Origin of the sequence: Parahaemophilus parainfluenzae (genome assembly GCF_001055095.1) — a bacterium.
Lineage (GTDB): Bacteria > Pseudomonadota > Gammaproteobacteria > Enterobacterales > Pasteurellaceae > Haemophilus_D > Haemophilus_D parainfluenzae_Z.
In genome coordinates, this window is record NZ_JVHG01000025.1 from 20,630 (window position 1) to 40,089 (window position 19,460).

25 protein-coding genes are annotated in these 19,460 nt (G+C 39.0%); 1 reads left to right on the forward strand and 24 read right to left on the reverse strand.

The window, feature by feature from the left end; genetic code table 11:
- Nucleotides 1-9: 9 nt before the first annotated feature.
- The 22 genes from ADA56_RS07845 to ADA56_RS07950 all read right to left on the reverse strand — a co-directional run bounded on the left by ADA56_RS07845 (nt 10) and on the right by ADA56_RS07950 (nt 17,405).
- Entirely contained in the window at nt 10-417 is a 408-nt protein-coding gene (locus ADA56_RS07845; protein WP_005653518.1) for a TIGR03751 family conjugal transfer lipoprotein, read from the reverse strand.
- Between the two features lie 9 nt (nt 418-426).
- Nucleotides 427-1,827, reverse strand: a complete 1,401-nt coding sequence (locus ADA56_RS07850) for a TIGR03752 family integrating conjugative element protein (RefSeq protein ID WP_014064977.1) — start codon at nt 1,825-1,827, stop codon at nt 427-429.
- A 10-nt stretch (nt 1,828-1,837) separates the two neighbouring features.
- On the reverse strand, nt 1,838-2,707 hold the full coding sequence (locus tag ADA56_RS07855) for a TIGR03749 family integrating conjugative element protein (protein ID WP_049370064.1): 870 nt from the start codon (nt 2,705-2,707) through the stop codon (nt 1,838-1,840).
- On the reverse strand, nt 2,707-3,351 hold the full coding sequence (locus ADA56_RS07860) for a PFL_4703 family integrating conjugative element protein (RefSeq protein ID WP_049370065.1): 645 nt from the start codon (nt 3,349-3,351) through the stop codon (nt 2,707-2,709). Before ADA56_RS07860 ends, ADA56_RS07855 begins: the two co-directional genes overlap by 1 nt.
- An 11-nt stretch (nt 3,352-3,362) precedes the next feature.
- Nucleotides 3,363-3,734, reverse strand: a complete 372-nt coding sequence (locus tag ADA56_RS07865) for a TIGR03750 family conjugal transfer protein (protein ID WP_011271844.1) — start codon at nt 3,732-3,734, stop codon at nt 3,363-3,365.
- A 19-nt stretch (nt 3,735-3,753) separates the two neighbouring features.
- Entirely contained in the window at nt 3,754-4,155 is a 402-nt protein-coding gene (locus ADA56_RS07870; RefSeq protein ID WP_005653541.1) for a DUF2976 domain-containing protein, read from the reverse strand.
- A gap of 19 nt (nt 4,156-4,174) precedes the next feature.
- Nucleotides 4,175-4,420: a DUF3262 family protein gene (locus ADA56_RS07875; protein WP_005750915.1), complete on the reverse strand. Its 246-nt coding sequence runs from the start codon at nt 4,418-4,420 to the stop codon at nt 4,175-4,177.
- Nucleotides 4,421-4,423: 3 nt separating this feature from the next.
- Complete coding sequence (locus ADA56_RS07880) at nt 4,424-4,744, reverse strand: RAQPRD family integrative conjugative element protein (RefSeq protein WP_005687583.1); 321 nt, start codon at nt 4,742-4,744, stop codon at nt 4,424-4,426.
- A 160-nt stretch (nt 4,745-4,904) separates the two neighbouring features.
- Nucleotides 4,905-5,591, reverse strand: coding sequence for a TIGR03747 family integrating conjugative element membrane protein (locus ADA56_RS07885; RefSeq protein WP_005687582.1), 687 nt, complete (start codon nt 5,589-5,591; stop codon nt 4,905-4,907).
- Nucleotides 5,591-5,926 carry a hypothetical protein gene (locus ADA56_RS07890; RefSeq protein WP_049370066.1) on the reverse strand — a complete coding sequence of 112 codons (336 nt, stop codon included), beginning with the start codon at nt 5,924-5,926 and terminating at the stop codon, nt 5,591-5,593. The genes ADA56_RS07885 and ADA56_RS07890 overlap by 1 nt, the downstream gene beginning before the upstream one ends.
- Nucleotides 5,910-8,159 carry a type IV conjugative transfer system coupling protein TraD gene (gene traD, locus ADA56_RS07895; RefSeq protein WP_047922048.1) on the reverse strand — a complete coding sequence of 750 codons (2,250 nt, stop codon included), beginning with the start codon at nt 8,157-8,159 and terminating at the stop codon, nt 5,910-5,912. Before traD ends, ADA56_RS07890 begins: the two co-directional genes overlap by 17 nt.
- A complete protein-coding gene (locus tag ADA56_RS07900; protein WP_049370067.1) occupies nt 8,156-8,662 on the reverse strand; it encodes an integrating conjugative element protein in 507 nt (168 codons plus the stop codon). The genes traD and ADA56_RS07900 overlap by 4 nt, the downstream gene beginning before the upstream one ends.
- A 15-nt stretch (nt 8,663-8,677) precedes the next feature.
- A complete protein-coding gene (locus tag ADA56_RS07905; RefSeq protein WP_049370068.1) occupies nt 8,678-9,436 on the reverse strand; it encodes a transglycosylase SLT domain-containing protein in 759 nt (252 codons plus the stop codon).
- Nucleotides 9,415-10,155: a TIGR03759 family integrating conjugative element protein gene (locus ADA56_RS07910; protein WP_049370069.1), complete on the reverse strand. Its 741-nt coding sequence runs from the start codon at nt 10,153-10,155 to the stop codon at nt 9,415-9,417. The genes ADA56_RS07905 and ADA56_RS07910 overlap by 22 nt, the downstream gene beginning before the upstream one ends.
- Nucleotides 10,156-10,158: 3 nt before the next feature.
- Nucleotides 10,159-10,785 carry a lipoprotein gene (locus tag ADA56_RS07915; protein WP_014064986.1) on the reverse strand — a complete coding sequence of 209 codons (627 nt, stop codon included), beginning with the start codon at nt 10,783-10,785 and terminating at the stop codon, nt 10,159-10,161.
- A gap of 98 nt (nt 10,786-10,883) precedes the next feature.
- A complete protein-coding gene (locus ADA56_RS07920) occupies nt 10,884-11,648 on the reverse strand; it encodes a TraX family protein (protein ID WP_275042122.1) in 765 nt (254 codons plus the stop codon).
- 57 nt (nt 11,649-11,705) lie between these two features.
- Entirely contained in the window at nt 11,706-12,302 is a 597-nt protein-coding gene (locus tag ADA56_RS07925; RefSeq protein WP_049370071.1) for a hypothetical protein, read from the reverse strand.
- Nucleotides 12,303-12,394: 92 nt separating this feature from the next.
- Nucleotides 12,395-12,865: a RadC family protein gene (radC, locus tag ADA56_RS07930; RefSeq protein ID WP_049370072.1), complete on the reverse strand. Its 471-nt coding sequence runs from the start codon at nt 12,863-12,865 to the stop codon at nt 12,395-12,397.
- 84 nt (nt 12,866-12,949) lie between these two features.
- Complete coding sequence (locus tag ADA56_RS07935) at nt 12,950-13,288, reverse strand: hypothetical protein (protein WP_049370073.1); 339 nt, start codon at nt 13,286-13,288, stop codon at nt 12,950-12,952.
- A gap of 2 nt (nt 13,289-13,290) precedes the next feature.
- The gene (locus tag ADA56_RS07940) at nt 13,291-13,932 is read right to left on the reverse strand and encodes a DUF3560 domain-containing protein (RefSeq protein WP_049370074.1); all 642 of its coding nucleotides are present in this window, start codon (nt 13,930-13,932) and stop codon (nt 13,291-13,293) included.
- 114 nt (nt 13,933-14,046) lie between these two features.
- On the reverse strand, nt 14,047-14,475 hold the full coding sequence (locus tag ADA56_RS07945; protein ID WP_011271832.1) for an STY4534 family ICE replication protein: 429 nt from the start codon (nt 14,473-14,475) through the stop codon (nt 14,047-14,049).
- Nucleotides 14,476-15,359: 884 nt separating this feature from the next.
- Nucleotides 15,360-17,405 (reverse strand): DNA topoisomerase III, encoded by a 2,046-nt coding sequence (locus ADA56_RS07950; protein ID WP_049370075.1) that lies wholly within the window; start codon nt 17,403-17,405, stop codon nt 15,360-15,362.
- Between the two features lie 90 nt (nt 17,406-17,495).
- Here ADA56_RS07950 and ADA56_RS07955 point away from each other — a divergent pair, with 90 nt between their 5' ends.
- Nucleotides 17,496-18,053, forward strand: a complete 558-nt coding sequence (locus ADA56_RS07955; protein ID WP_049370076.1) for a plasmid fertility inhibition factor family protein — start codon at nt 17,496-17,498, stop codon at nt 18,051-18,053.
- A 215-nt stretch (nt 18,054-18,268) separates the two neighbouring features.
- Here ADA56_RS07955 and ADA56_RS07960 read toward each other — a convergent pair whose 3' ends face one another.
- Nucleotides 18,269-18,787, reverse strand: coding sequence for a membrane lipoprotein lipid attachment site-containing protein (locus tag ADA56_RS07960; protein ID WP_005687559.1), 519 nt, complete (start codon nt 18,785-18,787; stop codon nt 18,269-18,271).
- Between the two features lie 26 nt (nt 18,788-18,813).
- Nucleotides 18,814-19,236 carry a single-stranded DNA-binding protein gene (locus ADA56_RS07965; protein ID WP_005687556.1) on the reverse strand — a complete coding sequence of 141 codons (423 nt, stop codon included), beginning with the start codon at nt 19,234-19,236 and terminating at the stop codon, nt 18,814-18,816.
- Nucleotides 19,237-19,460: the final 224 nt, after the last annotated feature.

Sequence of the window (19,460 nt, forward strand, 5' to 3'; positions counted from 1 at the left end):
TTACCTCATCTAGTACATTCTTGTACGCTCACCCGGTTGGGCATATTGCACACGTCCATAAAATGGAATTACTGAAGAATAACCTGGTACAGGCATTTGCTCTGAGGAATCAGTTAAGTGCGGATAAACATACATCACTAAATCAGGGTTTGGTAAACGAGGGAAAAGGTTTTTCACCTCGTTTTCTGCTGTACGGGTATAAGTTTGTTGTTCACGAGATGAAACGTAATTTGGTGCATCAATAAGACGGCCATTCGGTGTCCGATAAGATGTAATATTGCTATCATTACCACCTTTATTCCAAATATCTTTCATCGTTGCATCGCCTGTTGGCAATAAATCACCTTGAGAAGTTGAGCAGCCAGTCAAAACACTACTTGCGGCTAAAATCACGCCCATCATCATTAAAACTTTCATTATTGCTCCTTAATCCAAGTTAGATTGTCTTGAGGCTTGTCCGTATTTCACTTTTCTAGACATGCGGTCATAATCAATATCAATTTGTTTTTCGATGTGTACAGCCACTTCTTTACCCGGTGGAACATATACCGCATCAAACATTTGGCCATAACGCTGGCGGAACCAGTCTGCAGTTTCTCTCAAACCGCCACCTAACGCTTGACCAAGAATATACTTACCGTTATTACCCGTTACCGCACCAATTACTGCACCGCCATCAACCACTGTTGTTGATTGAGATGATGATAAGCCTTGTGCAGCTGCGGAAGCCCCCGTTAAGAAAAAGTTGGTTGTTAGATATTCCGGAGCATTCGTTCTGCGTTCTCCAGGAATGCAAGGCACACCGTGCGGATCAGATAACCAGCCAATTTTATTGTTAGAATCATCCGTTGAAACAATGCGCCCATCGCTAAACACAAAAGTTAAGCTTTTCACATCACCACGAACACAAGATAGCGTCCAGTCACCGCTTGCTGTTCCAGAGACAATTGCGCCTTCAATATCCGGCAGTTCAATACCATTTGCAATTAAGTTATCTCGACCAATAAGCAATTTAAACGGATAAGGCTCGGTCACATTATTATCAATCGGCACACGCCCAACAAGCGCAGTCATAGCAACAGAATTAGTTAAAGTAGAGTTAGCTGCAATTGTGAAAAATGGTGTAGCGGTATTAAATATTGCATTATTACCTGTACTAGATTGCAATCCATCATTAGATTTTCGGATGTCATTCACATTGTTATCGAAGGTTTTGGGAAAACCGATTCCTGCACCATTTACACCAATACCTTGTAGAGCATTCCCTTGGCTGTCTGTAGTTGGCATATCACTAGGGTTCACCCAATTAATTCCCCCTCGAGTTTCAACCTGAGGGCCAGTTGTTGCTCCGTTTATTGGTAGAGGAGCATTGGGATTTGCCTGGGCATTTCCATTCCCTACAACTTGATTACCAGCTTGTACAACCTGATCTTTTAACGCATTAATCTCATTAATTAACGCCCCTGTTTCTGCTTGTACCGCCTGTTGAATTTGATAATCCGTATTATTTGCTTGATTTTTTAACTGCTCATTCTCTTTTACCAAGCGGTCATTTTGTAAAATCACTTCATCAAAGCGTTTGTTATTTTCCTTCACTTTACCAATAAGTGTTCTCACCGTATCTTTAGATGTATCACCCTCAAGCCCCATTGAGCGTAGCTCTTCCGGTGATAAATCTTTGAGAGAGAGATCTAAAGCATCTTCTTTTTTGGTTTCTGCTGTAGTTGTTGAGCTACTACCGGAGAAAAGAAATCCAGCCATCAGCGTCACGACAAGCGCGGTAATCCCACCAATAACATAGAACGCTTTATTTGCTTTCATTTGCATTGTTCTCTCCTTATTTCGTTTGAGTTGTCACTGTTGTGGTGACTTTTTTCAATTTTTTCGGTTTATATGAATTTGACTGAGGGATAACAGAATGATTAGGTGAACCTTCTGTCACAAGATATAACGTTGTGGTATCTTCAGGTGTACCATGCCCCCCAAGCCAATTATGCTGAAATGTTGCTGCATAGAATCGACCTTGAAGCTCTCGAGGATCTAAATCAATGCGAGATTGCCCCTGGTTTTGCAAGCGAATCGCAGTGACAACATATCCATCAAGTTGCCAGCTGAGTAATGGAGTAGCTCGCACAGGCAATGCAGGTAAGAGCGTTTTAAGCGGTGTAGGAAGGCGATGTGAAACTTGGCGCACACCTTCCAAAGGCTCAACTGAACGTAAAGGCGCATAAAACATTTGTGCGGCATAACGTGTTAATGCAGCTGGAGCGGGGAGTGCCGGACGCGCATTTGGTATTGGTTCGTTATATGCATTTGCATCTTGGCCATAAGCAGTTGTTTGTTTTTCAACTTTATTTTCATAAACAAAACGAATTGGCTCACTTGCATTGGCAACAGAATGCTTCGCTTGCACATCAAGTAAGATTATTTCTCCGGTTGCAACATCCATAAGCTGTAAGCGTGTTTTTGGGAAATCTGCAGTTGCTTTTAAATAAACCGCACCGCCAGTTGATTGAATGCGAAGCTTGCTATCTAATTCAGGTGGATAACCTACTTTTACATTTTTATCTACGAATAGAATACGTTCTTTTTCGATTTGTAAGTCAATAGGTAACGGTTTGCGCGCCCATTTCATTAACACATCGGCAGATGCCGTCATTGGTGAAAAGATAAAAGCCGCGCTCAGTAACAAAGTGAGTTTTTTCATTATTGGTTATCCCCTTCTCTAAATTCTTTTGCTTCTAAACGTAATGGAATTGAGCTGTAGCAGTTAAATCCCAATCCCCAAGGATTGTTCTGTAAATCTGTTTCCATGCGCACGATATTGACCGGGAAGCGGGTTAAAACACGTTTTACTGGTTCATCTTTGAAATACTCATCTACACTTAAATCAAGATTAACCGTCCAGCTATCGGGGCTATGAACAATCACACTATTATCTTTAAATCCACGTCCCACAATTTCATAAACACCACGTGCACGTTCCCGTAATTCACCGTTAGATAAACGGTCATAGTAGTCTTTCTTCAAAAATTCTTGGCAACTTGGCGTAATAAAGGCTTTATTTCTTTCAATATTTAATTTGTATTCTTCCTCGCCATTCTCCATCCAGCGGTTTAACTGCTGGAAGGTTTGATAAGCAAAGGCATAAACAGTTGATTTTGGCACTTTCCACCAAGGGCGTTGACTTCCCGCACGTAAATCCGGTGGGTTATAAATCATTAACCGACTTGGCGCGGTAAAAATAATGGCACATAGCACCAAACAAATCACAAGCAATGCACCGATAGCAATTCGCCCGGTCATGATTTCGCGATTTTTTTGATGAACAATCCCTTTTAAGTTACTCATAATAAACTCTCTTATTTTTTAACTCGGCGAATAGACCAAGTGCCTTGACGGGAGATAAAGCGATTCCCCCCTAATATTCCATCTAATTTAACCTCAATCATTCGATTCAAGTAGGCTTCCGGCTTACCTCGTTTAAGGCGCGCAATAATCACTTTGCCAATCACCACAGAAAGAATGCAAAACAACATGGCGAGAGACGGAATTAACAACCAAAAATCAAAGCCTAAGGCAAAACAACAAAGGAGGCCAAGCACTGCACCTAAGATAAATCCCATTGCTGCAGCCAACATAAATTCACTTACAGATAACCCGCCATACACACTCGATTCACGATTTAATCGAGTAGGAAGAAAGGGGATCGTTTGCTCTTTATCACTTGACATCTTGACCTCACAGAGATAATTAAAACAGACCGATAGCCAATTTCACCAACCAGAGGCTGAAGAAAATTAAAATGAAACCAAGAATAAGAGCGATAATAAATGGGCCCCATCCTTTTTTGTCATTTTCGTCAGTCGCTGCGTTATAGGTTTTAATTAATGCTTTAACCACTGTCATGATTGACCATGCTGCAAATAAAATTGCAAACAGGGTTGCCAATGATTTAGCAACAAGATAGATAATTTCCATCGGGTCTTTGGTATTGCTATCTACGCCTGGGATTTTAAAATCAGGGATTTTAGAGGCATTGATACCATTACCACCGCCTGTAGCAAATGCATTTTCAACGGATAACCAAAGTAAAGTTACTACCGCAAGAAAACGACTTGAAACATTCTGAAAGAAGGATTTAATCAACTTCATGAGATGTCCTTATGGTTTATTAAATAAAAAAGCTGACAACACATATAATTAATGCTGCGCCCCATAGAATCAGTTTAAAGAATGACCAAATGTCACCATCATTCACCATGCCTTTGTAGCCATGATTAGTTGACCACATATACGCAAGTAGTAATACGGCAATCAAAATAATGGCCAACATGATTTTCAGTTTTAGCGGATCTAAACCACTTACAGCATAAAAGCTGTCTAACGGTGAAACAGAAGGGAAATTAGCGTTACTCATGTCCTATTGACTCCGAAGATTAAGATAATCTTCTTTTAAGTTACGAATAGCTTTAGGATTTCTAGGAATAGCCCGGGAAGGGTTAATATATTGTTTAATCCCTGCCTGTACCGTAGCAATATCTTGATGTGCTGAAGCGTAATCAAAATATTCTCGACTTTTCGCAGAAACCTTTGCACTTGCAGCTGCTCGCTGTAATGAGAGTTTTGCTGCATCCAACTGTTTAATTGCTTGCGCTAAATGCTCTTGCTCTGTTGCTTGAGCACTTATAGCGCCAAACAATAACCCTATTGCTAGAGATAAACTGAAAATATTTTTAGTCACGGAGAACTCCTTACTTGAAACAGATTCCAAGCAAAGAGTGCCAAAGAAGAGAGGGAAATTTAATGAGAAACTCTTTTTAAATTCAAAACAGTTTTTAGTGATAAAAAAGGGCGCTTATTCTTGGAAAAATAAGCACCCATAATGACAACATAGAGGAATATTAAAGGTATTTTTTAAAGCTCGCTGCCGTTACACAGATGGATAGTCCAAATAGAAATGCAGCTGGCACCAAAATTATATTCGGGTAAATAGAAATTGGGATAGAAAGATACAATACCCATGCCGACAACATAATCGGGCCAATTAATCGACGTGCATGATGATAAAGAAAACTAGATTCTCTGCCCGCACCAAATTTGCGACGGTCACGCATCATTAACCCTTCAGTAAAGCCCGCAAATGCGGCTAACAAAAAGAGTGGGGAAGTAAAAACAATCACTACAAGTCGAATAACAAAGGTGATAAAAACATAAATCACTGACTCAATATAAGCTCGCCCATAATGATACACCCACAAACCTACGCCACTATGCTCACGAGGGTTGGCTAACCAATCTTTTACACCTGTTTTCACAAAAAGCCATTCATGTAATGACAAAATAAGACCTTCAGCCAGCTCTTTTGGAGAATGATAGAAAAGACCTCTCGTTAGACTATCAGAAAGCCATCCAAGCTCAGTTAGCATCATTTTTTGACTGTGTAAATGACCTTCTTCAGGCCATAAAAATGCAATACCTAACCATTCAAGAATAATACTCAAAATCAGGGAACCCAATAAGGCGGCTAATACCGCATTAATGTAGTAAAAAAGACCCTTTTTCTTTTTTTTGACTTGTTGTTCTGCCATTACTGTAATGTTCCCGCTGGAGATAATTTACAGTGAAAGAAAAGATAACCTTTTACTTCACCGTCTAAAAAAATTTGAATTGCCTGGATGCCATTTTCAGATTTTTTTACATCATTAGCCGTCCAAAGTGAGATGCCTTTATTTGCATACTTTTTCGCAAATTCATGTGTGGTATAACGCTGATTATTCCAATCTTCCAAATAAGGTAAAAAGTAATCAAGTAATTCATCAGCGTTTTCCAGCCCACAAGAACAGCTAGTGACTGAATTGAAATCTACGCTCATATCCGGAATATCAAGCAAGTTCATATCCGGCTGATTAATTATCTGTGTCATCAAAATCATCCTCATCTGTATCATCATTCTGATCAATATCTTCATCTTCCATATCTTCAGCAACTGGAGCTTCAACATCCCCGAAAAGCATTTCTTCTCCTGCGTGTGAAGGCGCTCGATTTAATGACATTGACTGAAAAGCGGTTGCTATATCTTGACTTGGCGCATAATCAGAAAATGCAGATTGCCACCAATTTGGAGAAATATGGTAGTTTTTGCGCATATAAGCCGTCAATTCTTGAAGTGATTCCGGCATCACATCATCTTTATCAACCGCAGGTAAAGGCATTCTTAATTTATAAAGCGTACTTCCTTCAAGAAGAGCAAATGCCTGACCTTTTGGTAGATTTGTAATATGTGCTGGCGATAACATTGGCACCATTTTTTCAGAAATACGTTCACCAGTATTAGACGTAAACGCCTTGCCATCATCCGGATTGCTGTTATCTGTCGTACTTGATGTCACCATGCTTTGATAAATTGTGACATCGTTGAGCTGACGCGTTAAAAACTCTGCAGTGGCCGGCTCTTTTACCCGGAACATTAAAAGTGTATTGAAGTTACCTGTTGTTTGTCCCGTTTTCGCTTTACTTCCAATACGAGCTTCAATATCTGAAAGTGTTTGAGTATAGGCTGTTACCTGCATTCCCGCACCACGACCTTTATTGATCAGTGGAATGAATTCATCCCCCATTAATTCATTAAACTCATCGCAATGAAGGTTGATTTTAGGCGGTTTGCTTTTAGTTTTAAATGCATCCGGCAACCCCTCATCTACGCCAAATTTATAAATATGACCAGCCATTGATACCAAATCAGCAAACATACTATTACCCACAGCTGCAGCGACAGTCGCATCAGATAGCGCGTCTAAACCAACGTAAACAATCCCTCTTTTACGAATAATAGATTCCCAATCAAAGATAGGGCGCTCATCATGAATATCAGTGTAATCAGGCGAGAGAAGCTCTGCAGTTTTACCTGTAGTGAGTTTTTCAAGTAACGGTAAAAGCGATGCCACAATTTTATCAAAATAGGTTTTATCGTAACGTACCGCACTTGATAATCCTTCAAGCACTGGGTCAAAAATCTTATTTTCTAAAATGTATTGGTTAATAACAGCAATCAGCGGTCTATCTTTCATCGAGAACGGTAAATTTTTTACATCTAAGTTAGCCGCAACCGAAGCCAACGTTGGCCATATTTTCTTATCGACAGCATCGAAATGAAGTTTGGCGTAGTCTAAGAAAAGTGCATCAATATTTTGTACAAAACGCGAGATTTGCACATAGTCCGGGCGTTTTCCCATTTCAACCAATGCACGGGAGACAATATTCACAAAACGCCACGCAAACTCTTTAAATGCTGCACTATTTCCAGCTCCACTTAATTGCCCGGAAATACGTCCTGCCACCTCTGAAATTCGACCAAATCGACCAACCGGGTTATAACGAGCAGATATTTCAGGATGGCCTAGGTGAAATACATAAAATTCATTTTCACGCCCAGCACGTTTCGCTTCTGCATACATTCGCTTTAACATGTCTGGGTCGCCTTTCGGATCGAAAAAGACAACCACTTCACGCTCTTCAGGTGTTTTACCTCGATGTATATCTTGTGTGACAAGCACTTCAGCAAAACGCGTTTTCCCTACGCCAGTTGTACCAAATACTAAGGTATGACCGCCACGGTCGCCTAACGGAAGCATAATATCGCGTTCATTCGGCTCCACACCATGCATCACCGGAATGCCGCCAACTGGCGGTAGCGGTCTGACTGGATTTAATGGAGAGTCCATTGAAGTGAGTCTAGATAACCAATTATCATGCACTTTTTCATAATCACGAGCGGCTTTAAACCACTTCCCATTTTTCCAATAAATTTGCCCATTTGCAGAGAAACAGTCATAAAGACGTTGCGTATGCTTTGGCTCCCATTCAAAGCCTCGTCCTAAGAACAAGGCTTTTTTACTTACTGGAATTTGACGACTGGTCAAAGCATAGTGAGGGAGTCTGCGTAAATTTCGGTGATAGCGTACAATTTCCATGCCTTGACGAAAACGCATAACCCCCATACCTGCGAAAGCGGCCCCTAATCCATATCCAATAAGAGGATTTAATGCGAGCGACCAAGGCGCACCGCAACAAACAAAAGCACAAGTACCATGGACGGCAGCTGGAAAAAATTCAACAGGCGGTCTAAGTAAACCTTCTAATACATGTTTTTGACTCATTGCGACAATCCTTCTGAAGTCAATAAAGCAGGGTAGTGAGCAAGATTCAATCTTGAAGCTAAATCATCCCCTGGCGTTGGCATTAAGGTTAAATCCGGTGCTAATTGGCGTAACTCGCTTAATTCGTTTGTTGTTTTAACGCTTACTACAAGTCCCATTGCACCAATTTTTTTAAGGTAATTATAATTAGCGTGTAGCCAATTTTTAGATAAGTTATCTGCTCCAATAAGAAAAATAGGCAACATTCCAGGAAGATTCATTCTGACAGGTTGTATTTGGCCCGGTGTCATTCTATGTGAGATAACAGGCAAAATATCCGCTTCGGTTAATGTTGAAGGGACACTGTTAGGGTAGGCTTGAACCATTGATTCGTCCGGTTGTAATGCTTCATAAAAACGGACTGCGCTTTCCCCGCCAAAATCACCAATAACTTTTAATTCAGCTTGCGCCTGAGCTACTGCACCTAAGCAGACCAAAGAGAGGAAAAAGGATTTGTACTGCATAATTCTGTTCTCGTATTAATTGGTTGGATTTTGCCAACGAATAGCTTGTTGATTTGTTTGATTTGACGCTGGCTCAACCCAACGCATAGCGGTTTCTGTTGGAGAAACCCAATGTAAATTGGCTGGTAATGGTTTATTCTCAATTTGATAACGTGGTGATACTGAAGGGCGCTGGAAGTTAGCTATTTGTTTACTGACATTAAAACGCTCACTTTGATAAACAAGAAAGCCTTGTACCGACATTCCTTTTTTCATCCCGTTACGCTTCATATTTAGAATATCTTCACGTGTTGCTCTACCTTGTAGCGCTCGATGTAAACCATCTATACCGATATTATGAGCAAGATATAAATTTTCATGGGATGGTTTTATGCCTCGCTCAAAAAACTGATTAATATGCCATCTCGCATAAAGTGCGGTTGCTAAAGTGTTTATCCGATTATTTTTGCGCGGGTCAAAAGGCGTATCTCGATTATAACGGGTGATCAGCGTCATCCCTAAAGCACGTCCCTCATCTGTTGTGGCAAGCCAATTCCAGGTGCCCCGGGTAAATTGCCCCACACCGGTTGCCCCGGTTGGGGAAACATTTCCATACCACCCATCTTCAATTTTTACTAACCCACGTAGCATCGCTTCATCGACCTGGTAGCGATTAGATGCATCTTTAATATAGCCATCAATATCAGTTCCAAAGCCATTAAATGCAACGGAGTGAGTCGCAACGCCAAGACCGATTAAGCTAAATACGATTTTTAATAGACGATTTGTTGCCATTGCCCATCCTGTTGAATTTGGAATGCAGCAGGCATTTTGCCATCTGCATACTGTAACCAGGCTCCATTATCATGATTAAGGGTAATTAATTTTCTATTCACTTTATTTGGGTCGATGTTATGTTTTTTCGCCCAATTATAGATTTGCTCATTATTCTTCACGCCAACAAAATAAATATCTATAGGCGTTTTATCATTCACATATTGCAATACACGATCAGCATTCGCTTCACATTTGTCACAATTTTCTAGGCGAGTAAAATAAATCACCCGTCCAAACCGCTCTGAAATATGAGGTTCAACCTTAAATGGTTGCTCATTTGGATACATTTCAGCAAATACGCGATCATAAGTGCGTTGGAACTGCAGCTCTCGCTCCATGCGGTCGTGCATTTTTTTTGCCAGTAGTCGAGCATAACGCTCTCTTTCCTGCTCATTTCGAGACTCCACACCAAGCGAGGTTAAAGGGTCAAGACCTGGCGACCATATACCACGAGCACCTTGATTTAGCTCTTGGTAGCGTTGCCATTCTTGCTCAGTTAAACCCCACTCTTGAGACTTAGCTAATAACTCTTGTTGATTTAATTTATTTGTCACCAAGTTTTGTTGATTGAGGGATTGAGTAGCAAGTGTATTAGCCGCAGTGACTTCAGCAAATACAGCAGTAGAAAACATCCCTAATATCATCGCTACATAGGATATTTTTTTGACATGATTCATTGCTTATTCCTCGATGATTTCTGTTGTGGTTGTTGTCGTTGTTGTGGTTTCTACTTTCGGCTTTTCCCCTGTAGCACGTTCCGGTACAGCTGGGCGTAATTTAAAACAAACGGTACGAGAAACGTCATTGATAGTAATTTCATAAGCCGGCCCCGCTAACATTTGAAGGGCATCACGTAAAGCCATCGGGCCAAATTGATAATGTACTTTTGGTAATGGACGGGAATAAAGCGTAGAAAGTGTTGGTTCATTCTGACCAAAGCCATGACAAAGTGAAAGGCCTGTATCTTTTAATGTGGTACGTAATCCTTGTTCAACAGTTGCGGTCAAGGCACGTTTCTTTTTGCCTAACATATTGACGGAGACACTTTGGTCAAGAAGGTATTTTTGACCTTCTTCCGGAGAAAAATTAATTAAAGTATAACGACCTTCACGTAACACTTCTGTACGTTCAGGTTGATAGTCTGTGTAAATATCCGGACGGACTATGCGATCTTCCGGTTGTAAGACTTGATGTTGACCTTGTTGAATACTTGGATTTTCTAATGCTTGTTGTTCATCGGCTGTTTGTCTGTGCGCACAACCTGAAAGCACAACCAATGCAAACGTGGTTAATAGAATTTTTTTCATGATGAGGCTCCAATTAAGGTATTTAAATAATGTCTTAATATGGATAACTCTCAACTGAATTTGAATAATTTATTCTTCTTGAAGTAAAGATAGAAAAATTAGCTGATAAAAATATATTTTATTCCAACAATAATTGTTAAGTGCACTGGGTAAAAAAGATAAAAGAAAAGCTTAGGCATTCGAGAGATTGAGATATTACATTGACGAAGGCCTTTAGGGTGAAGAATAAATATCATTGTACCGACCACAACAGTTACAACACTGATTGTTTCAACAATAGTTTCCCCGAAATTATCAATAAAACTGTGATTGACGAAAAGTGCGAGCAATACACAGGTTAGCATCGTAATAAGACGAAATTGAGTATCTTTTGTTTGCAAAAATAGGTAACAACCAATGCAATATAAAAGCCCAGGTAAACCATAATCAGAGAGTGCGGAAAGAATAATAAAAAAGCCCAATCCAAAAAACATGACCCAGCTATTTAAGTCTTGACGGTTTTTATATACCCATATTACCCCGATTACAGACAAAAACTGAAATAGGACATTTAAACGGTCATAATTAGGCTCGAAAAGCGTAAAACTGATTTCAGATAAAAATGCGGTTGCTATCATCCAAGTGAAATAACTTTTAAAGTTCACGTTATCTCGAGATAAATTAAGCGCGATGATAAATCCAAACGCCACGTAGGAAAATCGACCAATCACCCGGCACCAGGATAGAGCAGGGTAAGCATTTGAAAAGGCTACACCAATATGATCGATAATCATTGTAATGAGTGCTAACCATTTTAGACATTCAGTTTGAGAAGAGGTTAAATAAGGCATCGTTATACTATTAAAAAGAGTTTTATTTATCATACCCTAAAAAGGAAAAGCCTATCTACTTTATGTAGATAGGCTTTCAAGGTAAATAGATTAATATTCATATCCGAGCATAATCGTTGTAGAACTACGATCTGCTTCAGTGATGATAAAAACACTTTCTCCATCAACAAAATGCTGGCTCACAATGCGTTTATCCTTCTCTACGGCATGATCGTTTTCAATCCAATCTTCAACGCTGGTAGCACCCCAATCATAACTTAATTGTTTTTCAATTAAGCGATGAATGGTTGGCATTCCCAATAACTGTTTAGCGCAGATAGTACACGAAACATCCCCTAACTTAAGTGGTGTTCTTTTTGATTGATATATATCCCAATCAAAGTGTCCTCTTTGCTCATCTTCACTTTCATCAGAAAAAGAAATCTTAGTTGTTCGATTCCCGTCATCATCTACTGAAGTAGAGAGTTGAATGGTGTCTTTACCATTATCTGCTTGATAGAAATTCATAACAATTTCTGCAAGCGGATGTGGCGGTTTTTCAATCCAATCTTTATTCCCCAGCATGATAATGCAGCCATTTTGATGCCACGAGATGACCTCATTGATCTTTTCGGTAGTTAATTCCGCTAAGATACGACGAGAGACGAAGATTTTTCCAAGTTCTAAAATACGATTTTCCTTACACATAAGTGTTTCTCCTAAATTTTTAAAATGTAAAAAGTAAAGGGGATAACACTGCCATTGAGGGTGTTATCCCCCAATGGGTGAAAGGTTGTTAGCTAAATAAGATGATTATCAGTAAAGCAAAAAGATGCTGAACCAGAAACGATAAAGTGATCAAGTAATTTAATATCCATTAATTCACAAGCTTCCTTTAATCTCTTGGTTATATATTTATCAGCATCACTAGGCTCAACATTTCCAGTTGGATGATTGTGCCCAATGATAATTGCTGATGCATTTAGCTTTAATGCCTGTCGAATAATCTCCCGAATCGACACAGAAATTTCTGAAACAGATCCTTGAAACATCACCTCAGATTTAATCAATCTGTGCATTCTATCCAAGAAAAGTACCACGAAATTTTCTCTTTCTTCATTCCCTATAATGGTTTGAAAATAGAGTTTAGCTATTGATGGCTCAGTAAATTCCTGTGCACCTTGGTAAAAGGGCTTTTCTTCCATCACTTTAGTTAAAATAACCTGTGCCTGTTCTAAAATAGCTTGTTGTTGCTCGTTTAATTTAAACATTCGATATTCCTTCTTAAATAGGGAATATCGCCCATAAGGGATATATCCCCTATGGGTGAAAGTGCGGTCAAATTAACACACACTTTAATGGTACATGGTTTTAATAGAGTCCACTTTATTTAAAAAGTCTGACTTGCTACAAATAAAATCACCTTCGATATAAAAATGAGTAGAAATGGCATTAATATCATAGTTGATATTAATATCTATCTCTCCTTCGTCTAACTCAACCAAACGCCAAAACAACTGTTTAAGCGCCTCAAGTATAAGTTTTTGATAGATATTGCCGAAATGAGGCACATCATTGTATTGACGTGCAACTTCCCAAACTTCATCTTCAGTGATATTACAATTAAAAGCATTCAAAATACTCTCCCAATCAGCGAGTGTAGGAGAAGTATCTTCAGTATAGTTAAAAGACATATTTACGCCCAAAGCACTTCGGCTAGTTTTACTTTTTTCTCAAGCTCATTGACTGCTTTTTTAGCATAAGTGAGAGAAAAAGCATGTGTTCGCAATTCAGGTTTATCTTTAAGCTCTTGGTGTTTTTCTTTGGCTTTTTCCAATTCAAACTTAAAGAACTCAAGACTTTCCGGCATGGATAAATCAATTTTCCCTGCCATCTGTTCCCAATAAGCGATTTTACCGTCATAACTTTCTGCTTTACGCATTTCTTCAACAGACTTATCCATGCGTCTTGCATTACGTTCAATCAAGGCTCTATGACGTTTTTCGCTATGATGACCGATTTTAATCGGTTCACCCAAGCGAAGAAATTCACGACCTTCATTAGCAGCTTCACAATATTGCTCACTGCGCTTTAATGCATTACTCGCCGCGTTTTGATAACGCTCAGCTTTTTTTTCTGCACGAACTTGACTGTTTACACCATCACAACGAGTGAAGGAATAAAAATACGCATCCTCAGATGTTTTTACGAGATTATGAATCTCTACCTCAGTCTCTTTACCATATTTACTGGTTAAGATGATAATGTCACCTTTTTGGTGAGCATCCGGACATTTAGCAACAAAAACATTAGGGCAAAATTTAGCGTAAGTATTCATAGGTTTCTCCTCAAATAGAAATAAAAAAGGAGAAACCACCCATAAGGGGAATTTCCCCTTCAGGGTAAAGAAAAAGCCAACAAATTTTGTTGTTGGCTTTCATCGGTTTATAGGTTAGTCATTTCCTTGCTCATCTTGGCGTTTTGCTTGATATTTCAACTCACCATCAACTTTAATAAAGTTAATACGGTAGAGTCGTCCTTTAATCGACACGCCAGTATCACCTTTTTTGTGATATTCACTGTCTTTTGAATAAGTGAATGTGTCATACCACAAATCACTCATTACAAAGGAAACTAAGACTTTTTTCTTAGCTTCAACAGCTTCTTGACAGCGTTTGATTAAATTTACAGTTTCTTCACCGGATACGTTCATATCAAAAAAACGATATTCCGGAGAATCGGAAGAACCTGTAAGAGCAGCAATTCGACAAGCCCAAAATGCATCTCCTTTTTTCGGCTTGATTTCGCGAATATCGCTTAAATAACCAATGCCAGAAGTATGAAGATTGAAATATTTTGGTTGTGCGTTTTGAGTAGACATAATGTTTCTCCTAAGTAGTAAAAAAGCGGAGAAACATCCTTACCCAACACGGGAAAAATGTTTCCCGCCAAGGGTTAAATTGTGATTAAACTAGAATAAGTAATCTTATTTTAGGTTAAGGGTAGTTTAAGGTGGCACACCTACGAATTATTCGTAGATTCTCCTTTCAGTGTGCTGGAAAAAATTTTGGCTATGATTCTACTTGCGCTAAGGCAAGGCGTTGCTTCTCAAGAATCGTGCAACTTCTTAAAGGCTGTTTTCACAGCACCTTAAAAACTGTTGTTATTAAAATCTAAAGCAAACTTTAAATGTATAAAAAATTAAAAATTCTATTTGGAGATATTTTAGCCAGAAGAAAAGGTCACCCAGTTTCCTGAATGACCTTATAGTTTTGACTATAGATTGATTAAATAAAAATTAAGTAGGCCAAACTAATTTGATTCATAAAAATACTGATACGTTCGTTACCATATACGGATTTTTACGGCTCGCCTTATCCGATTACTTTGTGGCCATCAATCGGTTATATCTGTGGCATCAAATTGACACAAAGGGCACCCATTGTTTCACCGGTGGGCTCCGGTAAGGAGAAAGTAGCAAGCCATTGCGAATTTTCAAAATGCACTTTGCAATACACTTTAAAAATCCGCAATGGCCAGCGATTTGAAAAGTCGAGAGTAAATTGGGGCGTTACTCCATCATTACTCTGATTAACTAGGTGGCACACCTCACAAGGAGCGTTAATCAATGTGAGAAATTCCTTTCAGCGTGCTGGAATCATTTTTGGCTAGTGTGAATTGATAACCGACAATTCACGAACGGTCTTACGAAGGCTTTAGTATAGCACTATTTTTGAGGACTCGCCATTCACAGGCGCTTAAATCCTAGTTCAATAAGCTTCGTAAAGATGAAATTTGCTCACTCACACTTTTACTCGATGTTTTCTTAGAACTTTTCGCGCCCTTAGTATTCTTTTTGCTATCAAAATTTTCAATATGTTGGCAATTGGGATAAGCAGAACACCCAAAAAAAGCCCCATTTTTACCATTTCTTTTAATCATTGGTGCACCGCACTTAGGACATTTACGAATTTCAATATTCCCCAAACTCATTCCCTTTTTAAGGCAATCAGCCATCAAATGCCGCACAAAGACTTCTTGTTTTTGCATAAACACTTCTAGCGAAAGCGTTCTTTCAGCAATTTGATTAAGCGCTTGCTCCCAAAGTGCGGTTAAACCAGGATCTTTTAACATCTGAGGTAAATTATCAATTAGCGTCATTGCTTCATCTGTCGCTAATAGTGATTTACCTTTCTTTTTCAAGAAACCTTTATCAATCAAACCTTGAATCGTTCCAGCCCGGGTAGCTTCTGTACCAAGCCCTTCTGTTTCTCGTAAGCGTTGTTTTAAACGCTCATCAGTTACAAAGCGAGCGGCATTTTTCATTGCGGTGAGCAATGTACCTTCCGTAAAGTGATTAGGTGGTGATGTTTGTAAGGTTTTTATTTCTGAATCAGAAATCTGACAGACTTGTCCTTGCTTTAACGTCGGCAAGGCTTGAGGTGCGTCATCATCTTCATCAAGTGATTTGCCAAATAGAATTTTCCAACCTGGAGCAATAAGCACATTCCCACGTGCACTTAATATATGTTGACCGCACTTCAAAATAATTTGTGTCTTATCTGTTTCAGAAACAGGTAAGAATTGAGCTAAATAACGACGACGTATGAGATCATAGAGCTTTAATTCTTCATCAGACATTTTGCTAATATCAGCTTTAATCATAGTCGGAATAATGCCATGGTGAGCAGTAATTTTTTTATCATTCCAAACTCGTGATTTTTGATTAAGGTTTAACATACCTGCAAGGGGTTGTAATCGATTATCGGATTGCAATAAACATTGGATAATTTTAGGGGCTTCAGCAAACTGAGACTCCGGTAAATAACCACAATCTGTTCTAGGATAGGTTGTCGCTTTGTGAGTCTCATAGAGTGATTGAGCTATATCCAATACCCTTTGCGCACCCAGTCCATAAAGGCGGTTAGCTTCTGATTGTAAGTCACTTAATGCAAAGCAAAGTGGAGCATTTTGTCTTTCACGTTTAGTTTCAACTGATTCCACTTTCGCTTGGCCCAATTGACGAATTTGCTGATTTGCTGCTTGTATAACTTGGGCAGACAAACAAAGTCCATCAGGATCACAATATTGCTCCGGAATAACATATTGCGTAGCAAAATGCTGATTTCCATCAGAAAGCATTACTCGCAAAGCAAAATGTTGCTTAGGAATGAAGTTTTTTATCTCACGGTCACGATTAACAACCAGGCTTAATGTTGGAGTTTGTACCCGCCCAACACTTAAAGGTTTCCCTTGATACCCTTGTTGTTGCGCTAATAAGGTATAGAGACGAGAGAAATTCATACCAATAAGCCAATCTGCTCGACTACGTGCAAGTCCTGCATAGTAAAGAGGGAGAGTCTCCTCATTATCTTTAAGCGCACCCAAGGCTTTACGAATACTGGCATCATCTAGTGCAGACAACCAAAGGCGTTTTATTTGCCCTCGAAATCCTGCTAAATCCAGCAATTCTCTTGCTATAGTTTCGCCCTCTCTATCAATATCGGTTGCAATGACAACAAGTTTAGCTTGTTTGATAAGTTTCATGACGACATTGAACTGTTTTTTTGTTTCTTTTTTAGGTGAAAGTCCCCATTTACCCGGGATAATTGGCAAGGTCTCAAATGCCCACTTTTTAAAGGCAGGATCATATTCTTCAGGATTAAACTGTTCTACTAGATGACCAATTCCCCAGGTAACTGTAAGCTGACCGTCAGGTGTTGATAAACAACCCTCACCACGCTTTGTCGCACCTAATACTTTTGCAATATCATTGCCTTGTGATGGTTTTTCGCATAAAAATAATTTCATGATGTTTTCTCTCATTGATATTTGAGAGATATTTTCGATGTAATAAGATAAACCACAATTAGGAATTCTTTTTAAATTGAGGAGTAAATCATGATAAAACTGACCCCTTCATCAATTGGAGTGATGGTTGATACGCTTAGATATTCAGGTCGAGATAAATATATTATTTTTAGAATGAAAACGAGAGAGCAAAAAGTCGTGTATATGCGTTATCCACAGCATATTGAATATATGGCTAATCAAGAGAACATGATTGTCATCGTAGATGCTCAAAAGTTTCTTCCTTTATGGCAGCGATCACCGTATGAGGTAGATAAAAATACATGTGCGGGCGATGAGTCAACATGGAGAAAAGATTATAAATTTCATCATGCTGAAAAGGGATTTGCTAACAGTATAGATTCTCCGGTTCCACTTGCAGATGTGAATGTTCATATTAAAGATGGAGAAATAAGCTGTAGTCTTAATGATGGTATGACAAGAACGCTTTGGTTGCTTGCAAATGGTGTAAAGGAGTTTCCTATTTTGGTTAGAAACCATAAAGAGAAAGCTAAAATTCTGTCAAAGTATGCAAGCCCATTATCTTCACTTCATTTTGAGCCACTTAATTTATATTTTGCTATTACAGGAGAAAAATACCCCTTGTAACCAAGGGGTAAACGCTTGAGATATTAAACAATATGAGGAAAAGGAAAAGTTTGGATGGTTCTCAAAAAACAAATTTGTTTCGTTATCTATCATACAAAATAATCATTATTATCGGTATCGAAATTTAAAAATAACTGAAATAAAAAAAGCCCCACTAAGGTTGGGGCAAAGGAGAATGAGGTATTGATTACCTACACTATGTTTATGTTGTCGTATTATTTAATTGCTTTTATCACTTCTGATTTAACAAATTGAGCAAAATCAGATTCATTTGAGGATGCAATCCAGGAAATTCTAACCTTGCCATCCTCTTTTGCAAGCGTTATGTCAATTTTTCGACCGCCAACATAGCTATTTGCCATGTGATAATAGACCCCAGGAGTCGCTTCATGAGCATGTCCTTCTTCATCTAAAAGCGATTCGTAACGTTGACGCTCATACCCGGATAATCCACTTAATGCTTCCTCCCGTGTTTTGAATTTTAAATTACGTTTAATTTTTACGTAAAGAGAGTCAATATTTTTAGATGATGTAATTGAATCCTCTACGTTATAGCGATGAGAACGAGAACTTTGAGTGTAAGCCACACCGGAAGAACTAGAGGAACTATTCCCCCCGCCAAGAACACTGCTGAGCTGACCTGCAACATTACCAACCGCATCATTCAATGAGTTTAATTCAGCACAACCACTTAAAGCAGCGACGGCAGATAAAACAAAAATTATTTTTTTCATCACGATTAACCTTAATTATATTGAGTTCAGAATGGTATTGAATCATCAAAAGCATTTGCCGACGCATCTTGTTGTGGCATTGGCTGAGAATTATTTGCACCATCTGCACTTTGAGGGCGAGTACCTAACATTTGCATTACATCACCTTGGATTTCCGTGGTATAACGATCTTGCCCGTTTTGATCTTGCCATTTACGAGTACGCAAGCGTCCTTCAATATAAACTTGCGCTCCTTTCTTGAGATATTGGCCGCAAATTTCAGCTAATTTGCGATAAAAAACGATTCGATGCCATTCAGTCACTTCACGACGTTCACCGGTGTTTTTATCCGTCCAAGCTTCGCTAGTTGCTACACTGATATTTGCAACTGCCTCACCATTCGGCATGCTTCGCATTTCAGGATCATTACCTAAATGTCCCACGATAATTACTTTATTAATTCCAGCCATATTGATTTCTCCTAAATCACAAAATTAACTGTCAAGATTGTGCATTTTTTACATCTAATCCTTAAGGGTAAATTCAGTAAAAAACACAGAGATTTTTTAACACAACCACGAAAGGCAAAGGCTTTTTTTCGTTAAGGTAAGGGGCTTGTCCCCTTACCTTTAAAAGGCCTTTTAGTGAGCCGATCACAAACTATATAAATTAGCCGATTACAAACTAGAAGATC